Here is a 19,583-nt window from a genome sequence, read left to right as displayed (position 1 = left end):
GGATGGCGGTTGCCCGTGGGGCGCGGTGCTGCTTCGTGCCGCGTCGCGATGCGCGGGCAGCAGCCGTCATGCGGTTCGCGCGTGGGCGGAGTCGCGGCATGGAGGCCGGCCGGGACTCGCGCAGGGCAGAGGGAGAGGGCACGGAGACAGTAGTGGCGAGGAATGAGGCTGCCGGTCGATACCGGCAGGCACCTCGCACAACGATAATGGAGTGTGGTTTATGTCACAGCGAATTGCGTATGTAACGGGCGGGATGGGTGGCATCGGCACGAGCATCTGCCAGCGGCTGCACAAGGAAGGTTTCAAGGTTGTCGCGGGCTGCGGCCCGAATTCCCCGCGTCGTGAGAAATGGCTGGGCGAGCAGAAGGCGCTCGGGTACGAATTCATTGCGTCCGAAGGCAACGTCGGCGACTGGGATTCGACGAAGCAGGCGTTCGACAAGGTGAAGGCCGAAGTCGGCGAGATCGACATCCTCGTCAACAATGCCGGCATCACGCGCGACGTGGTGTTCCGCAAGATGACGCATGAAGACTGGACGGCGGTCATCGACACCAACCTCACGAGTCTCTTCAATGTGACGAAGCAGGTGATCGACGGCATGGTGGAGCGGGGCTTTGGCCGCATCATCAATATTTCGTCGGTGAACGGCCAGAAAGGTCAGTTCGGACAAACCAACTATTCGACGGCCAAGGCGGGCATTCACGGCTTCACGATGTCGCTGGCGCAGGAAGTGGCCACGAAGGGCGTGACCGTCAACACCATTTCTCCGGGCTATATCGGCACGGACATGGTGAAATCGATTCGCCCCGATGTGCTGGAAAAGATCGTGGCGACAATTCCGGTGCGCCGTCTTGGGCATCCGGACGAAATCGGCTCGATCGTGGCGTGGCTCGCGTCGGATGAATCGGGTTTTTCGACAGGCGCCGATTTTTCGTTGAACGGCGGCCTGCATATGGGCTGATCCCGCTTGCGCCCCGTTCCGGCGGGGCGTTGCGGATCAGATGGTTCCGGCGGCGTCTCGCATTGCGCAGGGGTTCGATTGTGCGTGCGACGGGCGCCGTTTCTGCGCTCCCGGGCGCTTAAAGGCGTTAAATGACAACGACTACTACAAAGAAGACGACGGCCGAACGACTCATCAAGAAGTATCCGAACCGCCGGCTGTACGATACGGAGACAAGCACGTACATCACGTTGACGGACGTGAAGACGCTCGTCCTGGATCAGGAGGACTTCAAGGTTATCGACGCCAAGAGCAACGAGGACCTGACGCGCGCGATCCTGCTGCAGATTATTCTCGAAGAGGAAAGCGGCGGGCTGCCGATGTTTTCTTCGTCGATGCTCTCGCAGATCATCCGTTTCTACGGACACGCGATGCAGGGCATGATGGGCACGTACCTCGAGAAGAACATTCAGGCGTTCATCGATATTCAGGCGAAACTCACCGATCAGTCGAAGACGCTCTACGAAGGCAACGCGATGAATCCGGAAGTCTGGTCGCAGTTCATGAACATGCAGGCGCCGATGATGCAGGGGATGATGACCAGCTACATCGAGCAGTCGAAGAACATGTTCGTGCAGATGCAGGAACAGATGCAGACGCAGGCGAAATCGATGTTCAGCACGTTCCCGTTCAACAAGCAGCCGAATCCGAATCCGGAGCCGGAGAAGAAGTAAGGGAGCAGGGGCCGATACCTGAGACTCGATATCGACCGGCGCGGCGCTGCTGAAAACGGTCGATCCGTGCTTCCTGTATCAGGCCGCTTTCAGGTCTCGCAATGCATCCGGGTGGAGCGCTGCGACCCGCAGCAGGGTTTGCGCTGCTCCGGTAGGTTGCCGCCGGCCTTGCTCCCAGTCCTGGAGCGTTCGGGTCGATACGCCGAGCAGCGCGGCGAATGCACTCTGCGACAGCCCGACTTTCGCGCGCGCCAGGGCCGCTGCGGTCGGCTCGATTTTCGTGACGCGCGCAGCGCGCCCCGTCTTCATGTCGCGCACGGACTTCAGCAAGTCCGCCTGAAACTGTTCCAGTTCTTTATCCATGTTCGATCTCCTGGCGTAACTGGTTGAGAAACGTGGTGGGCAGATCGTCGAATTTTGCCTTCGTGTAAGCGATCAGCAACCAGATGCAGCCGTCCTCGACCAGGTTGTAGTAGACGACGCGTGCGCCGCCATGTTTTCCCATACCCGGCCTTGACCATCGCACCTTGCGCAGGCCTCCCGTTCCCGGGATGACGTCTCCGGATAACGGATTGCCGGCGAGCCACGTGATAAATGACTCCCGCTCATCGTCGTACCAGATTTCCTCCGCATAGCGCTGGAACGTCTTCGTTTCGATGACCGTATATATGGGTCTGAATTGTACGGCCTTGCCGTATATTTCGCAAGAATTCATTGTTATAAATGATGGAGCCCGACATGGGGCTCGATTGGGTGGCTAACGCGAAAGGGCTGCGCGGGAAACACGCGACAAACCACAACGCGGTTTCGCGACAGGATTGATATCGAGTGCCATTGCCGCGGTCCTGCAGCGACAATTCGGTCGACCGGACGACTTGCGTTAGCACGGGCGGTGTGCTGATCCGGAATCCCGGGAAGAATCTGGACGAACCTGCCCGGCCAGCGCGAATTCCCGCGCCTTCGCCGCGGGTGGCCGGACGTGGCGGCGCGGTACAATGCGGGGTTACGTTACCGCCATCCGCCGGACCATCCCCTATGCCGCAGACTTCCTCCCCCATTACGCCGACGCCGGCCGCCCCGAAAGTCGGGTTCGTGTCGCTCGGCTGCCCCAAGGCGCTCGTCGATTCCGAGCAGATCATCACGCAGCTGCGCGCCGAAGGTTACGAAATCTCCGGCACGTATGACGGTGCGGATCTCGTCGTCGTCAACACCTGCGGATTTATCGACGAAGCCGTGCAGGAAAGTCTCGACGCGATCGGCGAGGCGCTTACGGAAAACGGCAAGGTGATCGTTACCGGCTGCCTTGGCGCGAAGAAAAGCGCGAGCGGCAGCGGGCTCATCGAGGAAGTGCATCCGAAGGTGCTCGCCGTCACCGGCCCGCACGCGCTGGGTGAAGTCATGCAGCACGTGCATAACCATCTGCCGAAGCCGCACGATCCGTTCGTCGATCTCGTGCCGGCCGCGGGCGTGAAGCTCACGCCGCGCCATTACGCGTATCTGAAGATCTCCGAAGGCTGCAATCATCGCTGCACGTTCTGCATCATTCCGTCGATGCGCGGCGATCTGGTGTCGCGTCCGGTCGCCGAAGTCATGCTCGAAGCGGAGAACCTCTTCAAATCCGGCGTGAAGGAGCTGCTCGTCATTTCCCAGGACACGAGCGCGTACGGCGTCGACGTCAAATACCGCACCGGTTTCTGGAACGGCAAGCCGGTCAAGACGCGCATGACGGACCTCGTCGGCGCGCTGGGCGAACTCGCCGCGCAATACGGCGCGTGGGTGCGCCTGCACTACGTGTATCCGTATCCGAGCGTCGACGAAGTCATTCCGATGATGGCCGAAGGCCCGTACAGGGGGCACGTGCTGCCGTATCTCGACGTGCCGTTCCAGCACGCGCACCCGGAAGTGCTGAAGCGCATGAAGCGCCCGGCCAACGCGGAAAAGGTCATGGAGCGCGTGCGCAGGTGGCGCGAAATCTGTCCGGACCTGACGATCCGCAGCACGTTCATCGCCGGCTTCCCGGGTGAGACGGAAGAGCATTTCCAGACGCTGCTCGACTTCATCCGCGAGGCGGAACTCGATCGCGTCGGCTGCTTTGCGTATTCGCCGGTGGAAGGCGCGAGTGCGAACGAACTCGATGGCGCGTTGCCCGACGAAGTGCGCGAAGAGCGTCGCGCGCGCTTCATGGAAGTCGCCGAGGAAGTTTCGGCGAAGCGCATCGCGAAGAAGGTCGGCAAGACGCTGAAGGTGCTCGTCGACGAGATCAACGCCGAAGGCGGCATTGGCCGCACGGCGGCGGACGCGCCGGAGATCGACGGCGTCGTATATGTCGCGCCGGCCGTGAAGGCGTCGAAGCGCTACAAGGTGGGCGACTTCGTGTCGGTGAAGATCACCGGCGCCGACGGCCACGATCTGTGGGGCGAGGTCTAGGTCATGACGTCAGCGTTTCCCGGGATTCTCGCGCTGGGCGAGGCGATGGTCGAATTCAACCAGTCTTCGAAAGACCAGCCGGCTTATCTGCAGGGCTTCGGCGGCGACACGTCGAACTTCTGCATCGCGGCGTCGCGCCAGGGTGCGCGTACCGGCTTTGTGTCTGCCGTGGGCGACGACCACTTCGGGCGTCTTCTGATCGACCTGTGGAACACGGAAAACGTCGATACGTCGATGGTGCGCGTCGACGCCGGCGCGCCCACGGGCGTCTATTTCGTCTCGCACGGCCCCAACGGTCACCAGTTCGACTATCTGCGCGCCGGTTCGGCCGCGAGCCGCTATGCGCCACGCGACCTGCCGCTCGATGCGATTGCCGCCGCGAAGGTCATCCATCTGTCGGGCATCAGTCTCGCGATCAGCGTGAGCGCGTGCGATGCCGCGTTCGCCGCGATCGACCATGCACGCGCAAGCGGCGTAGCCGTGAGTTTCGACACCAACCTGCGTCTGAAGCTGTGGCCGCTCGCGCGGGCACGCGCGGTGATGCTCGAAGCGATCCGTCAGACGGACATCTGTCTGCCGAGCTGGGACGACGTCACTGAACTCACGGGCCTCACCGGTCGCGACGAGATCGTCGATTTCCTGCTGGCGCAGGGCCCACGCGTGATTGCACTGAAGCTCGGCAAGGAAGGCTCTTACGTGGCGACGCCGGACGAACGTCGCGTCGTGCCGGGCTGCGTCGTGAAGGCCGTGGATGCTACCGGCGCCGGCGACTGCTACGGCGGCGCATTTATCGCGCGCATCGTCGCGGGCGACGATCCATTCGAAGCCGCGCGTTACGCGAATGCGGCCGCGGCACTCTCGACGCAGGGTTTCGGCGCAGTGGCGCCGATTCCGGAACGTCAGGCGGTCGAGGCGCTGCTCGCCAGCTAGAGTCAGGCGGGAGCGCGATACAGGCGCGTGTCGGGCAGAGCAGGCCCGCGCGCCGCCATCCAGATCATTCAAAAAGAGAGGAGCGAACGATGCAACGGGAAGTCGTGGTGGTGAGCGCGGTGCGTACGGCAATCGGCGATTTCGGTGGCGCCCTGAAGGATTTCTCGCCGACGGATCTGGGTGCACGCGTGGTGCACGAAGTGCTGGCACGGGCGAACGTGCCGGGTGATGACGTCGGTCACGTGGTATTCGGCAACGTCGTTCATACCGAGCCGAAAGACATGTATCTCGCGCGCGTCGCGGCGCTCAACGGCGGCGTTGCCCAGCACACGCCGGCGCTCACGGTGAACCGTCTGTGCGGTTCGGGCCTGCAGGCGATCGTCTCGGCAGCCCAGGGCATTCTGCTCGGCGACTCGGATATCGCGATCGGCGGCGGCGCTGAAAACATGAGCCGCGCGCCGTACATGATGCCGGCCGCGCGCTTCGGCCAGCGCATGGGCGACGCCCGTCTCGTCGACATGATGCTCGGCGCGCTGAGCGATCCGTTCCAGTCGGTTCACATGGGCGTGACCGCTGAAAACGTCGCAAGGAAGTACGATATTTCGCGCGACGCACAGGATGCGCTCGCGCTCGAATCGCATCGCCGCGCGGCCCATGCGATCCAGAACGGTTACTTCAAGGATCAGATTCTCCCGATCACGATTCCGTCGAGGAAGGGCGATACCGTATTCGATACCGATGAACACGTGCGGCTCAACGCATCGCCGGAAGATTTCTCGAAGCTCAGGCCCGTGTTCGCGAAGGAAAACGGCACGGTCACGGCAGGCAACGCGTCGGGTATCAACGATGCCGCCGCCGCAGTCGTGCTGATGGAGCGCAGTGTCGCGGAAAAGCGCGGCGCGAAGCCGCTTGCCCGTCTTGTCGCGTATGCACATGCCGGTGTCGATCCTGCGTACATGGGTATCGGTCCCGTGCCGGCCACACGCAAGGTGCTGGAGCGCGCGGGCCTCACGGTCGCCGACCTCGACGTGATCGAGGCAAACGAAGCGTTCGCCGCGCAGGCGTGCGCGGTCAGCAAGGAACTCGGGCTCGATCCGGCGAAGGTCAATCCGAACGGCTCGGGCATTTCGCTCGGCCACCCGATCGGCGCCACCGGTGCGCTGATCACCGTGAAGGCGCTCTACGAGCTGCAACGCACGGGCGGTCGCTACGCGCTGGTGACGATGTGCATCGGCGGCGGCCAGGGCATCGCGGCGATCTTCGAGCGGATCTGACGGACCACAACGCGTGTGCACGAACGAAGGAACGAAAGGATGCAACAAACGAAGCCGATGATGCAGCGCGTGTCGCCGCGTCGCCTGATGGGCGCCGCGACCGCGGCACTGTCCATGCTGTGCTGTGCGGGCGTGATGGCGGTCGCGGTGTTATCCGCGCCAGCGTACGCAGAGAGCGACGCGGTGAAAGAACTGGCCGCGCCGCCGCCCATCGAGTTGCCGTTGAAGCCGAGCCGCGAATTCGCGAAGTTTCCGCGTTACGCGGGCATGCTCGGCAGCCGGCAGATCGTGCTGCGGCTCGGCGCGAAAACCGACGATCCCTCGGGTGTGCACGGCGAATATCAGTTCACCGATAACGGCGCGGTGATCCTGATTGCCGGCGATCGCGACGGCACCACGCTTGAGGTCGAGGAATCGAATGATGGCACGCACATCACCGGCAACTGGGTCGGCAAATTCGCCGCTGACGGTACGCTCTCCGGCGAGCGGATGAACGTCGACGACTCCGATCCGCAGCCGTTCGACCTGCGTCCGCTCGCGGCAGGCCAGCCGGTGCCGCCGCCGGTTGCCGCAAAGGCGCCGGCGGAGACATCCGCGCCTGCGCCGGGTGGACATCCAGTGGGCGGCGTCGGCAACGTCACAACGGGCGACTGACCGGCGCCGTGGGCGTGCACCTTCGGGCGCATGCCCACGCGCAATCCGCGTAACCTGCAATCTGATTAACCACGTTTTATCTGACCGGATTCACCATGACTGACACTCCCTCCAGACGCGGCCTGCAGACCCGCATCGTGCGCGCGGAAGACGACCTCACGCCCGGCTTCGAATCGTTTGCCGTGCCGGTCACGCGCGCGTCGACGGTGGTGTTCCCCGATCTCGCGACGATGCGCGCGCTCGACTGGCGCAACGACGCGCAGTGGCGCTACGGCCTGCACGCCACGCCGACGTCGCTCGTCCTCGCGCAGCGGCTCGCCGCGCTCGAGGGCGGCAATCATGCACTGTTGCAGCCATCGGGGCTGTCGTCGATCTCGAACGTGTACTTCGGCATCGTGAAAGCGGGCGACGACGTGCTGATTCCCGACAACGTCTATTCGCCGAACCGCGATCACGGCGACTGGCTCGCGCGCGATTTCGGCATCACCGCGCGTTACTACGACCCGATGGTGGGCGCCGGCATCGCGAAGCTGATCCAGCCCGATACGCGACTGATCTGGCTCGAGGCGCCGGGCTCCGTGACGATGGAAGTGCCCGACGTGCGTGCCATTACAACCGCCGCGCGCGCGCGCAACGTCGTCACCGCGATCGACAATACGTGGTCGGCCGGTCTCGCGTTCCGTCCGTTCGAGCAGGGCGTCGACATCTCGGTGCAGGCGTTGACGAAGTATCAGTCGGGCGGCGGCGACGTGTTGATGGGCGCGACGATTACCGCGGACCGCGAGTTGCATCTGAAGCTGAAGGCGGCACGCATGCGCATGGGGATCGGCGTGTCGTCGGACGATTGCTCGCTTATCCTGCGTAGTCTGCCGAGCATGAAGATCCGCTTCGAGCAGCACGACCGCAGCGCGCTCGCGCTCGCGAAGTGGCTGAAGACGCGGCCGGAAATCGCAGCGGTCCTGCATCCGGCGTTGCCCGATTGCCCGGGCCACGAATTCTACGAGCGCGACTTCACCGGCGCGGGCGGCCTCTTTTCGGTCGTGTTCGACGGCCAGTACAGCGCGGCGCGGATCGACACGTTCTGCGAGTCGCTGGAGCTGTTCTCGCTTGGCTGGAGCTGGGGCGGCGCGCATAGCCTCGCGATGCCGTACGACATCGCATCGATGCGCACCGAAGCGCAGTGGCCGCATCGCGGCACGCTGGTGCGGTTCTACATCGGGCTCGAGGAAGAGGCCGATCTGCGTGCGGATATCGAGCAGAGTCTCGCGGCGCTGGCCTGAGCGCCGTCATAACGGTTTGCCGCAACGTAAAACGCCGCCTTTCGAGGCGGCGTTTTACATTCCAGGCGATACGTTGTACGTGCGCTGTGCGCGCGTCAGGCGCGTCAGAACAACCGGAGCAATCCGTCGAGGCCGACGAAGTTAAACGCGACGCTTGCCGCCTCGCGCACCACCGGCTTCGCGCGAAACGCGACCGACAGGCCTGCCTCGGCCATCATCTTCAGATCGTTCGAGCCGTCGCCCATCGCGATGGCGCGCGCTGGCTCGATGCCGAGCTGCGCGCAGGTTTCGCGCAACGTACGCGCCTTGACGTCGGCGTCGACGACCTCGCCGGTCACACGCCCGGTCAGCTTGCCATCGACGATTTCGAGCGTATTCGCGCGCGTGAAATCGAGCCCGAGGCGCGCCTTCAGTTTTTCGGTGAAGAACGTGAAACCGCCGGAAACCAGCAGCGTTTTCAGGCCGGCCGCCTTTGCGCCCGCGAGCATCCGCTCAGCACCCGGCGACAGCTGGAGCCGCTCTTCGTACACGCGCTCAAGCGCGCTTGCATCGAGTCCTTCGAGCAGCGTGACGCGGCGTGTCAGGCTTTCGTTGAAGTCCTTGATTTCGCCACGCATCGACGCTTCGGTGATCGCCGCGACCTGTGCTTTCAGCCCGCAAAAATCGGCGATTTCATCGATGCATTCGATCGTGATGAGCGTCGAATCCATGTCCATGGCGACGAGGCCAAAATCGCGCAACTGACGGCCCGGTTCGATAAACGCGTAGTCGAGCTGGTGCGTCCCGCAGTACACGTCGAGATCGGCGCGCTGCAACGGGTTCGCGTCCTCGATTCGAAGCGTGCGGGTGTCGAGCGGCGTCGCGCGCATGCCGCGCGCAAGCCCGACGAGGGGTTTGAAATGGGTTTCGGCGATCGGCGCGAGGCTTTGGATGACGAGGTTCATGTCGACGCAGGTAAAGGCACGGGGCGGGTATCGGGCGGGCGCGTGCACGCGCGGGAATCCGGCTATTGTAACGGTTCGGCGTGAGCGCTTCGGCAGGATGAACGTGCGGTGCGGCATACTCTCACGACGGATGGCACGCCCGTGCGGCATGCAGGCAAGGCGCGCCGGGCAAAAAGCACAAACGAACGCAAACAGACGACAGCCGGAGACTCGCCATGCCTTCAGACATTGACGAACGCGCACTCGCCCGCGATTTTGACCTTCGCCATCTGACGCCCGCGTTCCATGACGATCCTTATCCGGTCTATCGTGCGCTGCGCACGCATGAACCGGTCAGGCGCATGCGGGACGGCTCGCTCTTTCTCACGCGCTATCGCGACGTGCAGGCGGTGTATCGCGATCCGAAAGCATTCAGTTCCGACAAGACGGTCGAGTTCCGGCCGAAATACGGCGAATCGCCGCTATATGAGCATCACACGACGAGCCTCGTCTTCAACGACCCGCCGCTACATACACGGGTGCGCAAGCTGATCGCTGGCGCGCTGACGGCGCGTGCGATCGCGGCGATGGAGCCGGGTCTGATCCGGCTCGTCGACGGTTTGCTCGATGCCGCGGAAGAGCGCGGCGAGATCGATCTGATCGGTGCGTTCGCGTCGGCGATTCCAGTCGAGGTGATCGGCAATCTGCTCGACGTGCCGCACAAGGAACGCGGGCCGTTGCGCGAGTGGTCGCTCGCCATTCTCGGCGCGCTCGAACCCGTGCTGACCGAAGCGCAACTCGAACGGGGCAATCGCGCGGTGACCGGTTTCGTGAACTATCTGAAGGAACTGGTCGCCGCCCGTCGCCGTACACCGGGCGATCCGCAGCACGATGTGCTGACGTGCCTGATTGAAGGCGAAACCGAAGGCGAGCGTCTTTCCGAAGCCGAGTTGCTGCAGAACTGCATCTTCATCCTCAACGCAGGCCACGAGACGACGACGAACCTGATCGGCAACGGCATCGTCACGCTCAGCGAATGGCCTGACGCGCGCGCGGCGCTGCAACGCGAACCGGACCTGATCGCGAGCGCGGTGGAAGAATGCCTGCGCTTCGAAAGCTCGAACCAGCTGGGCAATCGCATGGCGACGGTCGATACGGAAATCGGCGGTGTCGCGGTAGCGAAAGGCACGCCGGTCACGTTGTGCATTGGCGCGGCGAATCGCGACCCGGAACAGTTCGCGGAGCCGGACCGGTTCGACATTCGCCGCGAGCCCAACCGGCATCTCGCGTTCGGCTTCGGCATCCATCAGTGCGCGGGACTGTCGCTCGCGCGGCTCGAAGCGCGCATTGCGATTGGCCGGTTCGTGCGGCGCTTTCCGGCATACCGGCTGAGCGGCGAACCGGTGAGAGGCGGGCGCGTGCGCTTTCGCGGCTACGCGGCTGTGCCCTGTCAGGTTCGCTAGGGCGTTAATCCCGCATTGGTCCAGCATGAGGACGCGCCCTCAGTCCGCATCTTTTTCCTGTGCCACGCAAGACTTACAGCTTCCTCACGCTGCGTGGGCGCGCGCCTGAAACGCCGCCGCGCGCTCAGGCGTGGCGCGAATGGTCGACGGCGTCCGTGGCACGCTTGCTGCTTCGCTCCAGTTCCAGGCTTCGAGGAGCGCACGATGGCACACATGATCTGGAAGGGCGCGATCAGCTTCGGACTCGTGCATGTTCCGGTGCAGTTGTATCCGGCGACGAAGTCCGAAAAGGTCGGCTTCAACCTGCTCGACAAACGGTCGATCGACCCGATCGGCTACCGGCAGATCAACAAGCGCACCGGCAAGGAAGTCACGCGCGAGAACATCGTGCGCGGCTTCGAATACGAGAAAGGGCAGTACGTCGTGCTCTCCGATGCGGAGATCCGCTCGGCCAATCCGGAATCGACGCAGACCGTCGATATTCTCGCCTTCGTCGATGCGTCCGATATTTCATTTCTTTATCTCGACACGCCGTATTACCTCGCGCCCGATCGCAAGGGCGAAAAGGTTTATGCGTTGCTGCGCGAGGCCATGAAATCGTCGGCAAAGATTGGCGTCGCGAACGTCGTGCTGCACAACAAGCAGCATCTGGCCGCGCTGATTCCGGTGGGTCCGGTGCTCGCGCTCAACACGCTGCGCTGGGCCGACGAAGTGCGCCCGTTCGACGAACTCAAGCTGCCCTCCGAAGGGGTCAAGGCATCGGGCGTGAGCACGCGCGAACTCGACATGGCTAAGAAGCTCATCGACGACATGAGCGAGGGATGGGACCCTGCCGCGTATCACGACACGTTTCGCGACGACATCATGGCGCTCGTCGATAAAAAGGTTCGTGCGGGCAAGACCGAGGAAATCAGCGAGGTCGAGGAAGACACCCAACCGCATCGCTCCGCCGACATTCTCGATCTCTCCGACCTGCTCAAGCGCAGTCTTGGACGGGGTAAGGGCAAGCCCGCTTCGCGCGCCGTAAAGAAAGAGGAAGAGGAAGACGAAGACGAGGCGCTCGAAGCGCCGGTCAAACGCGTCGCGCCGCGCAAGAAGGCGCAAACGGCCACGCGCCGTGCAACGAACGGCGACGGCCCGAAAAACGCGCCGCCGCGCAAGCGTCGCGCCGCATGACAGAGCGTGAGCACACCTGCTTTCCTTGCTCCAGATCGCAACGACCAGGATCATGACCGACAGACTCGATCGCTACACGCGCAAACGTCGTTTCGACGAAACACCGGAGCCGTCCGGCGTGCCGGTGAAAAAGCGCGCACCCGCGAAGACGTCGACGCGCGGCCGTGCGCACGCGCTCTCGTACGTCATTCAGGAGCACGATGCGCGTCGGCTTCACTACGACTTCCGGCTCGAACTTGACGGCACGCTGCTGTCGTGGGCCGTGCCGAAAGGGCCGAGTCTGGATCCGTCGATGAAGCGTCTCGCGGTGCACGTCGAGGATCATCCAGTGGAATACGGTTCGTTCGAAGGCTCGATTCCCGAGGGCAACTACGGCGCGGGCGACGTGATCGTCTGGGATCGCGGTACATGGGAGCCCGCAGGCGGTGAAGCGCATGCGCGCGAGTCATACCGGGCAGGCAAGCTCAAGTTCGAACTGCATGGTGAAAAGCTGCGCGGCGGCTGGATGCTCGTGCGCAGTCACATGCGCGGCAGCGGCGACAAGGAGCAATGGCTTCTCATCAAGGAACGCGATGCCGAAGCGCGCGACGAAAACGCGTACGACGTGCTGAAGAAGTTGCCGGGCAGCGTACTCGACGGCGGCAAACACGGAGCGTCGAAAAAGAGCACGCCGGCGATTAAAAAGTCGGCCGCGAAAAAACGTGCCACCGCAGCCGATTCGAAGAAGACGGACACCGTCGCGGCCCGCAGTGTGAAATCGCTGCGGGAACTGGCGGTCTCACCCTCTATCGAAGGCGCGAAAAAAGCGGCGTTGCCAGCGAGTCTCAAGCCGCAACTCGCGACGCTCGTCGATACCGCGCCGCCTGGCGACGAATGGTCGTACGAGATCAAGTTCGACGGGTATCGTGTGCTGGCACGCATCGATCACCATGCGAGGAAGCCGGCGGTCGTGCAGGTTTTCACGCGCACCGGCAACGACTGGACACCACGATTTCGCCAGCAGGCCGACGCGCTCGCGGAACTCGACATCGAATCGGCGTGGCTCGACGGCGAGGCCGTCGCGCTCGACAATAACGGTGTGCCGAGCTTCCAGCTTCTGCAGAACGCGTTCGATGCCAACCGCGCGCAGGACATCACGGTCTATTTCTTCGACGTGCCGTTTCTGAACGGCTACGACCTGCGGGGCGTGCCGCTCGTGCAGCGCCGCGCGATTCTCAAGGCGTTGCTCGAGCCACTGAAGCACGACGTACTGCGTTATTCAGACGACTTCGGTTTCAGCGCCGACGCCCTGCTTGAAAGCGCGTGCGACATGGCGCTCGAAGGCATCATTGGCAAGCGTCGCGACAGTCTCTATCGCGCGGGGCGCACCTCGTCGTGGATCAAGCTCAAGTGCCGGCGGCGCCAGGAGTTCGTGATCGGCGGATATACGGGGCCGGCCGGCAGTCGGGCCGCTTTCGGCGCGTTGCTGCTCGGTGTCTACGATACACGCGGCAAGCTCCAGTACGCGGGGCGCGTCGGTACGGGTTTCGATGCGGCGACGCTGCGCTCGGTGAAAAAGGAACTCGACGCACTCGAAACGCAGCACATGCCGTTTGCGGACGCACCGCGCGAGCGCAGCCGTACGCCGGTGCACTGGGTCGAACCGGAACTCGTCGCCGAATGCAATTTCGCGGAATGGACCAGCGAGCGAATCGTGCGTCAGGCGTCGTTCGTCAGTCTGCGTCGCGACAAGCCGGCGCGGCAGATCGTCAAGGAAGTGCCTCACAAGGGAGCCGAAGTGGAACAGTCATCCGGTGAAGCCATGACGGTAGCGTCCACGCCGAAGCGGCGTGCTTCGAAGCAGAGCGATAAAGAGTCGTCGACGGGAAGCGTCGCCACAAAACGGGCGACAAAACGCGCTGCAACGAAAGCCGGCGAAACGACGGTCGCGGGCGTGCGCGTCTCGCATCCCGACCGTGTGATCGACAAGAGCACCGGCACGCGGAAGATCGATCTCGTGCGCTACTACGAATCGGTGGCGCGCTGGATCCTGCCGCATTTGCAGGACCGTCCCGTTTCTCTCGTGCGTGCGCCGGAGGACATCGGCGGCGAACTGTTCTTCCAGAAGCACAGCCAGAAACTGTCGATCCCCAACGTGACGCAACATCCCGGTCTCGATCCCGATCATCCGCCGTTGATCACGATCGACAGCGTCGACGCGCTCATCGGCGCGGCGCAGATGGGCACGATCGAGTTGCATACATGGAACGCCGTGGCATCGAACATCGGGAAGCCGGATCGCGTGGTGTTCGATCTCGATCCGGATCCGTCGCTTGGCTGGGACAAGATGATCGAGGCCGCGTTGCTTACACGCTCGCTGCTTGAGGAACTTGGCCTCATGTCGTTCTGCAAGACGAGTGGCGGCAAGGGCTTGCACGTCGTCGTGCCGCTGGCGAACAAGGCCGGCTGGGACGAAGTGAAGGCGTTCTCGCAGGCCATCGCGCAACACATGGCGACGACGCTGCCCACGCATTTCGCCGCGAAGATGGGCGCACGGAACCGCAGGAGAAAAATCTTCGTCGACTATCTGCGCAACAACCGCGGGTCGAGCACGGTGGCGGCGTTTTCGGCGCGCGCGCGGCCGGGCCTCGGGGTTTCCGTGCCGCTCTCATGGGACGAAGTGCCGGACACCCAGGCCGGCGACCAATGGACTATTGCGAACCTGCACGAACGGCTCGATGCACTGAAGACAGACCCGTGGGCGGGTTACGCGAAGACGCGTCAACGAATCACTGCCGCGATGAAGAAGCGGCTCGACCAGGCAGGACCCGAATGAGCCAATGCGCGGCCCGCTGGCGGGCTCGCCCAACCAGAACAGGGAACAGGAGAAGCACGATGAAAACATCACCGCAAACCTCGACGACGACCCACGGTCGCGAGACGTCCAGCAAACGCGAGCGCGACTCGTCGACGGGTCACGCCCGGCCGCCCGCCGATGACAACGCGCCGCTGCCGCACGAAGCCGATCAGGATCCGGGCGGCCACCACGATCAGGAACCCCATCGGGTCGGCAAGCAGGCGCATCACGATGTCGAACACGGTCTCGAAGACACCGACCGGCGCGGCGGCGATGAGTATCAGCAGCGCACGCAAAACGAGTCGAATACGAACCGGAACCCGGCCTCGAAGCCAGCGGGCGGATCGCGCGGACGGCGTTGAGCGCAAGCGGTCGGGATCACCAGCCGCACGCGCAGCGCTAGCGCGGCACCTGATCCCAGTACGGCGGATCGCCGAAATGCGCCGCGAGAAAGTCGATGAAGGCGAGCGTCTTTGGCGGTACGAAGGTGCGCGTCGGGTACACCGCCCAGATCGCCACCGTCTCGGCGAGCGGATAGGTGTCGAGGATCGTCACGAGTTCGCCGCTGCGCAGGTACGCCGCGACGTCCCACGTCGACTTCAGCGCGATGCCGAAGCCGTCGAGCAACGCGTCGCGAATTACCTCGCCGTTGTCGGTGGCGAACCGGCCGTTCACGCGCACGTTGACCCGGCCGGTGGGCGTCACGAACCCCCAGTCGCGTTGATCCGAGAGCATCACGCACTCATGATCGGCGAGATCGGACGGGTGCCGTGGTGTTCCGTGCGCTTCCAGATACGCAGGCGAACAGCAGATCACGCGGTGGTTCACCGCAAGCCGCCGCGCAACCAGCGACGAATCCTTCAGCGCGCCGAGCCGTATCGCGACGTCGATCCCGGCGTCGACGAGATCGACCATCTGGTCGGTCAGACGCAGGTCGATGCTCACACCCGGATATTGCCGCAGGAACGCCGGCATCACGGGCGACACGTGCTGACGCCCGAACGACGAAGGCATCGTCACGCGCAACCGGCCTTGCGGCCCCGACTGCGCATTGCCGACCGAGCCGCGCGCCGTATCGGCGGCATCGAGCAGCGTCTGCGCGTGCGTCATGAACGCTTCGCCGTCCTGCGTGAGGCTGATACGGCGCGTCGTACGATGCAGAAGCCGCGCGCCGAGCAACTGCTCCAGACTCGCGATCCGCGCGCTCGCCACGGCGGCCGACAGCCCGAATTCGCGCCCGGCTGCCGACAGGTTGTTCAGCAGCGCGGCGCGCACGAACAGCGCGACGTCGAGCAGATCGAGTCGTTCCCGTTCTCGTTGCGGTCGAAGAGAGGTCATTATTCGGAAAATCAAGAAAATGTTTCAGTCATTATGATGGTTTTAGAAGAATACAGAACGGCCTACGATGACATCAACCCGACCGAAACGCGCCGTCGAGGGCAGAAAGCCCGCTGCGGCGTGGCGGTCGCCCGTTTCGAACCGAATCTGTGAATCAGGAGTGCTCCATGAAAGCTGTCGGTCTTCATCGCTATCTGCCCATCGACAACCCCGAATCGCTCATCGACATCGAGATCGCCAGACCCGAGGCCACCGGCCACGACCTGCTCGTCAAGGTGGAAGCGATTTCCGTGAACCCGGTGGACACCAAGGTGCGCGCCCCGAAAGACCAGACCGAGGCCACGCCGCGCGTGCTCGGCTGGGATGCGGCCGGAACGGTTGCCGCAGTCGGCCCTGACGTCACGCTCTTCAAGGTCGGCGATCCCGTGTTCTATGCGGGCAGCATCACGCGACCGGGCGCGAACAGCGAATATCACCTCGTCGACGAGCGGATCGTCGGGCGCAAGCCGGCTTCGCTCGACTTCTCGCATGCAGCCGCATTACCGCTGACGGCCATCACCGCATGGGAAGCGCTGTTCTCGCGCCTCGGCGTTTCGCCGGAAGGCAAGGACAGCGGACGGACGGTGCTGATCGTCGGCGGCGCGGGCGGCGTGGGTTCGATCGGCATCCAGCTCGCGAAGCAGCTCGGCAAGCTGAAGGTGATCGCAACCGCATCGCGGCCCGAATCGGCGAAGTGGGCGACCGGACTCGGTGCGGACCATATCGTCGACCACTTCAAGGACATCCCGTCGCAACTGAAGGCGCTCGGCCATGAACAGGTCGACTACGTGCTGATATTCAACGACACCGACCGGCATTTTCCGGCCGCCGCCGCTGTCATCAAACCGCAAGGCGGTATCTGCACGATCGTGGAAAACAGCGCGCCGGTTGCCGTCGAGTTGCTGAAGGCGAAGAGCGCCGCGTTCCACTGGGAATTCATGTTCACGCGTTCGATGTTCGGTACGCCCGACATGATCGAGCAGCACAAGCTCCTGACCGAGGTGGGGCGGCTGATCGATGCCGGCACGCTGCGTACGACGCTCGGCGAGAATCTCGGCCCGGTCAACGCGGCGAACCTGCGCCGTGCGCATGCGATGCTCGAACAGGGCCGCGCGATCGGCAAGCTCGTGCTGACCGGGTTTTGACGTAGGGAGAGACGCAGGAGCAGAAACGGCGGCGCCGCAAGCGGGGTAAAACCCGATCCGCCGGAAGCGCGCGCGTTGCCGCCTGGCGGTAGACTAGACGGGTAGCGTATCGCGTAACAACGGCTACGCGGCCGCATGGCGGGCGCGCAGCGGCACAACAACGAGGTGACGATATGAGTCCCAGCCTTAGATGTTTCGCCGTTTCTGTTGCTGCTTCAGTCGTGTGTGGATTTGCGACGCTGTCGCAGGCCGCCACGCCGATCACGGTCACGTCGCAGTCGGCGATGGACGGACCGATCAAGTACACGGTCAAGGTCATGTCGAAGCAGTTCGGCAACTCGCAGGAGACACGCCAGATCCGCTCCGGCCAGATGGACGACTACACCTGGAAGACCGTGCCGCCCGGCGGTCCTGTTCCGGCCACCGACAAGTGCCCGAACTACGCGTCGCTGCCGGTCGATGCGAACGGCGCGATGATCCGTCAGACCCAGGTGCGCCTCGCGCCGGTCGTCGCCAGTGACGGTACCGCTACCGTGCAGATGAACTTCCAGGCTCAGGCGCCGAAGGGCACGAAGTCGGTGACGGCCGGCGGCCAGAAGCTCAAGTGTCCGAATGACGTGACGGTAAGCCAGGTTGTCCGTTTCACGATGCCGACCAACGGCACCGCGAAGACGGTCACGATCAGCGATGGCATCCAGGTCGTCGTGTCGGCACGGCGTTGACGGGTTGACGCGCTGACGCGCTGACGCGTCCAGGCGCGCGGGCGGAACCGGACGCGAGTCCGAACCCGCCGCCTGACGGCGACGGGCTTTCAGCGCCGCGCGCGCACCGGGCGGTCGACGAGGCGCGACGCGAGGAACCGGTGCTCGGCGGAAAAGAGTCGCTGGTACGTCAGCAGCACCGCGCCCACCGTGCCGAGCGCCGATGAAGCCGCGATCAGGAACATGATCACGATCTGATAGCGCACCGCCTGCAGCGGCGATTGTCCCGCCAGCACCTGGCCCGTCATCATGCCGGGCAGACTCACCACGCCGACGACAGCCATCTGGTTGAGCGTCGGAATCATGCCCGCCCGCACCGCCTGCCGCGCGGGACCTTGCGCCGCTTCCCAGCGTGTCGCGCCGAGCGCGAGCGCCATGTCGACGCGATCGCGTCGCGCGGTCAGCTCTTCCATCATGCGTTCGATGCCAAGCGAGACACCGGTCAGCGTGTTGCCGAGAATCATCCCGAGAATCGGAATCGCGTATTGCGGCGCGTACCACGGATGAATGCGGATCACGACGAAAAGCCCGACCGCGGCAACGAGCCACGAACTGACCCAGATCGACACGAGGCTGTCCGCGCGTTGTCCCGCGTAAGTGCGCAGCCCGCGCTGCGCACCCGCGAAGCCGGCAATCAGCGTCATCAGGATCATCAGCGGCAGGACCACGAACCAGTGGCCGTATGCGAACACCCAGCCGAGCACGTAACCGATCGCGAGAAGCTGGACGATCGTGCGAACGGCTGCCCAGGCGAGCTTGCGTTCGAGGTCGAGCTTCAGCGCCACCGATACCGCGCCATTCACGACGATCAGGAGCGCCGCGATACCGACGTCCCACAGGCTCAGATTCTGCAGACCCTGGCTCATCGCGTATCCTCCCGCTGGTTGTCCTGCGGGCCTGGCGGCGCAGCCGGTCGGGTGACTTCGTCCAGCACACCCGCACGCATCGTGAGATGACGGTCGCTCACGCGCGCCGCCTGGGCCGGGTCGTGCGAGACCCACACCGAAGCACGCCGCGCATCGGCCGAATCGAGCCACGTCTTGACGAGCGCTTCGATCGCATGCGAGGACTCGGGGTCGAGCGACGCGGTCGGCTCGTCGAGCAGCAGCACCTCGGGCGCGAGTTGCAGCACGCGGATGAGCGCGGTGATCTGCGCCTCGCCGCCGGACAGCTCGCTCGCGGATTTGTCGAGAAAATCGTCGCCGCGGCCCGCCCGTTCCGCGAACGAACGCGCGCGTTCGCGATCGAATCGCACGTCGCGATACGCGTGCAATGTGTACGGATAGCGCAGGTTGTCCTCGACCGTGCCTTCGAGAACGGCGGGTCGCTGCCGGATATACGCGATGTTGCGCCGGTAGTGCGTCATCGTGATCCGTGAAACAGGTTTGCCATGCCATTCGATGCGGCCTGCATCGAGCGGATCGAGCAGGGCAAGCGCACGCAGTAACACGCTCTTGCCTGAGCCGGACGGACCGGTGACGGCGACGCGGTCGCCGTCGTGGAGTGAAAACGAGGCCGGCTGGAGCAGCACCTGGCCGCGCTCTGCATCGCGGCGGCACAGGTCGAAGGCCTCGACGATCGGAATGTCCGTCATGGTGTTTCGGGCGGGGTGTGTGGCAGTGCGTCATGATAGACGCAGCAGGGCGGGCACGGCGTGTGCTGC

19 protein-coding genes are annotated in these 19,583 nt (G+C 64.1%); 13 read left to right on the top strand and 6 right to left on the bottom strand.

Going from position 1 to position 19,583, the window contains the following annotated elements; translation table 11 throughout:
• The first annotated feature begins 220 nt into the window (after positions 1–220).
• Together LPA34_RS02155 and phaR are read left to right on the top strand one after the other, a co-directional pair.
• A complete protein-coding gene (locus tag LPA34_RS02155) occupies positions 221–961 on the top strand; it encodes a 3-ketoacyl-ACP reductase (RefSeq protein ID WP_228974406.1) in 741 nt (246 codons plus the stop codon).
• A 131-nt stretch (positions 962–1,092) separates the two neighbouring features.
• Positions 1,093–1,674 carry a polyhydroxyalkanoate synthesis repressor PhaR gene (gene phaR, locus LPA34_RS02150; RefSeq protein WP_228878685.1) on the top strand — a complete coding sequence of 194 codons (582 nt, stop codon included), beginning with the start codon at positions 1,093–1,095 and terminating at the stop codon, positions 1,672–1,674.
• Between the two features lie 78 nt (positions 1,675–1,752).
• Here phaR and LPA34_RS02145 read toward each other — a convergent pair whose 3' ends face one another.
• A complete protein-coding gene (locus LPA34_RS02145; RefSeq protein WP_228974405.1) occupies positions 1,753–2,037 on the bottom strand; it encodes a helix-turn-helix domain-containing protein in 285 nt (94 codons plus the stop codon).
• Positions 2,030–2,389 (bottom strand): transcriptional regulator, encoded by a 360-nt coding sequence (locus LPA34_RS02140; RefSeq protein ID WP_228974404.1) that lies wholly within the window; start codon positions 2,387–2,389, stop codon positions 2,030–2,032. The genes LPA34_RS02145 and LPA34_RS02140 overlap by 8 nt, the downstream gene beginning before the upstream one ends.
• A 320-nt stretch (positions 2,390–2,709) precedes the next feature.
• Here LPA34_RS02140 and rimO point away from each other — a divergent pair, with 320 nt between their 5' ends.
• The 5 genes from rimO (at position 2,710) to LPA34_RS02115 (ending at position 8,239) form a co-directional block, all read left to right on the top strand.
• Entirely contained in the window at positions 2,710–4,101 is a 1,392-nt protein-coding gene (rimO, locus tag LPA34_RS02135) for a 30S ribosomal protein S12 methylthiotransferase RimO (RefSeq protein WP_228974401.1), read from the top strand.
• A 3-nt stretch (positions 4,102–4,104) separates the two neighbouring features.
• Positions 4,105–5,031 carry a sugar kinase gene (locus tag LPA34_RS02130; protein ID WP_228974399.1) on the top strand — a complete coding sequence of 309 codons (927 nt, stop codon included), beginning with the start codon at positions 4,105–4,107 and terminating at the stop codon, positions 5,029–5,031.
• Between the two features lie 89 nt (positions 5,032–5,120).
• Complete coding sequence (bktB, locus tag LPA34_RS02125; RefSeq protein WP_228974397.1) at positions 5,121–6,305, top strand: beta-ketothiolase BktB; 1,185 nt, start codon at positions 5,121–5,123, stop codon at positions 6,303–6,305.
• Between the two features lie 39 nt (positions 6,306–6,344).
• A complete protein-coding gene (locus LPA34_RS02120) occupies positions 6,345–6,959 on the top strand; it encodes a hypothetical protein (protein WP_228974395.1) in 615 nt (204 codons plus the stop codon).
• Between the two features lie 95 nt (positions 6,960–7,054).
• Positions 7,055–8,239: a cystathionine beta-lyase gene (locus tag LPA34_RS02115; protein ID WP_228974393.1), complete on the top strand. Its 1,185-nt coding sequence runs from the start codon at positions 7,055–7,057 to the stop codon at positions 8,237–8,239.
• 104 nt (positions 8,240–8,343) lie between these two features.
• On the opposite strand, the gene serB is transcribed toward LPA34_RS02115, so the two are convergent.
• On the bottom strand, positions 8,344–9,183 hold the full coding sequence (gene serB, locus LPA34_RS02110) for a phosphoserine phosphatase SerB (RefSeq protein WP_228974392.1): 840 nt from the start codon (positions 9,181–9,183) through the stop codon (positions 8,344–8,346).
• Positions 9,184–9,398: 215 nt separating this feature from the next.
• Between serB and LPA34_RS02105 the strand changes: the two genes are divergently transcribed.
• From LPA34_RS02105 to LPA34_RS02090, 4 genes are all read left to right on the top strand, one after another.
• Positions 9,399–10,625, top strand: coding sequence for a cytochrome P450 (locus tag LPA34_RS02105; protein ID WP_228974390.1), 1,227 nt, complete (start codon positions 9,399–9,401; stop codon positions 10,623–10,625).
• 204 nt (positions 10,626–10,829) lie between these two features.
• Positions 10,830–11,801 (top strand): non-homologous end joining protein Ku, encoded by a 972-nt coding sequence (gene ku / locus LPA34_RS02100; RefSeq protein WP_228974388.1) that lies wholly within the window; start codon positions 10,830–10,832, stop codon positions 11,799–11,801.
• 52 nt (positions 11,802–11,853) lie between these two features.
• Positions 11,854–14,616, top strand: coding sequence for a DNA ligase D (ligD, locus tag LPA34_RS02095; RefSeq protein ID WP_228974386.1), 2,763 nt, complete (start codon positions 11,854–11,856; stop codon positions 14,614–14,616).
• A 59-nt stretch (positions 14,617–14,675) separates the two neighbouring features.
• Complete coding sequence (locus LPA34_RS02090) at positions 14,676–14,999, top strand: hypothetical protein (RefSeq protein ID WP_228974384.1); 324 nt, start codon at positions 14,676–14,678, stop codon at positions 14,997–14,999.
• A 37-nt stretch (positions 15,000–15,036) separates the two neighbouring features.
• On the opposite strand, the gene LPA34_RS02085 is transcribed toward LPA34_RS02090, so the two are convergent.
• Positions 15,037–15,975 carry a LysR family transcriptional regulator gene (locus LPA34_RS02085; protein ID WP_228974382.1) on the bottom strand — a complete coding sequence of 313 codons (939 nt, stop codon included), beginning with the start codon at positions 15,973–15,975 and terminating at the stop codon, positions 15,037–15,039.
• A gap of 167 nt (positions 15,976–16,142) precedes the next feature.
• Between LPA34_RS02085 and LPA34_RS02080 the strand changes: the two genes are divergently transcribed.
• Together LPA34_RS02080 and LPA34_RS02075 are read left to right on the top strand one after the other, a co-directional pair.
• Positions 16,143–17,159 (top strand): zinc-binding alcohol dehydrogenase family protein, encoded by a 1,017-nt coding sequence (locus LPA34_RS02080; protein WP_228974381.1) that lies wholly within the window; start codon positions 16,143–16,145, stop codon positions 17,157–17,159.
• A gap of 173 nt (positions 17,160–17,332) precedes the next feature.
• The gene (locus LPA34_RS02075; RefSeq protein WP_228974379.1) at positions 17,333–17,881 is read left to right on the top strand and encodes a DUF6013 family protein; all 549 of its coding nucleotides are present in this window, start codon (positions 17,333–17,335) and stop codon (positions 17,879–17,881) included.
• Between the two features lie 89 nt (positions 17,882–17,970).
• Here LPA34_RS02075 and LPA34_RS02070 read toward each other — a convergent pair whose 3' ends face one another.
• The gene (locus LPA34_RS02070) at positions 17,971–18,786 is read right to left on the bottom strand and encodes an ABC transporter permease (RefSeq protein ID WP_228974376.1); all 816 of its coding nucleotides are present in this window, start codon (positions 18,784–18,786) and stop codon (positions 17,971–17,973) included.
• Positions 18,783–19,514, bottom strand: coding sequence for an ABC transporter ATP-binding protein (locus tag LPA34_RS02065; protein WP_228974373.1), 732 nt, complete (start codon positions 19,512–19,514; stop codon positions 18,783–18,785). The genes LPA34_RS02070 and LPA34_RS02065 overlap by 4 nt, the downstream gene beginning before the upstream one ends.
• Positions 19,515–19,583: the final 69 nt, after the last annotated feature.

Source organism: Paraburkholderia gardini (genome assembly GCF_907164575.1).
GTDB classification, from domain to species: domain Bacteria; phylum Pseudomonadota; class Gammaproteobacteria; order Burkholderiales; family Burkholderiaceae; genus Paraburkholderia; species Paraburkholderia gardini.
Note: the sequence above shows the minus strand (reverse complement) of the source record. Positions and strands in the feature narration are given on the sequence as shown.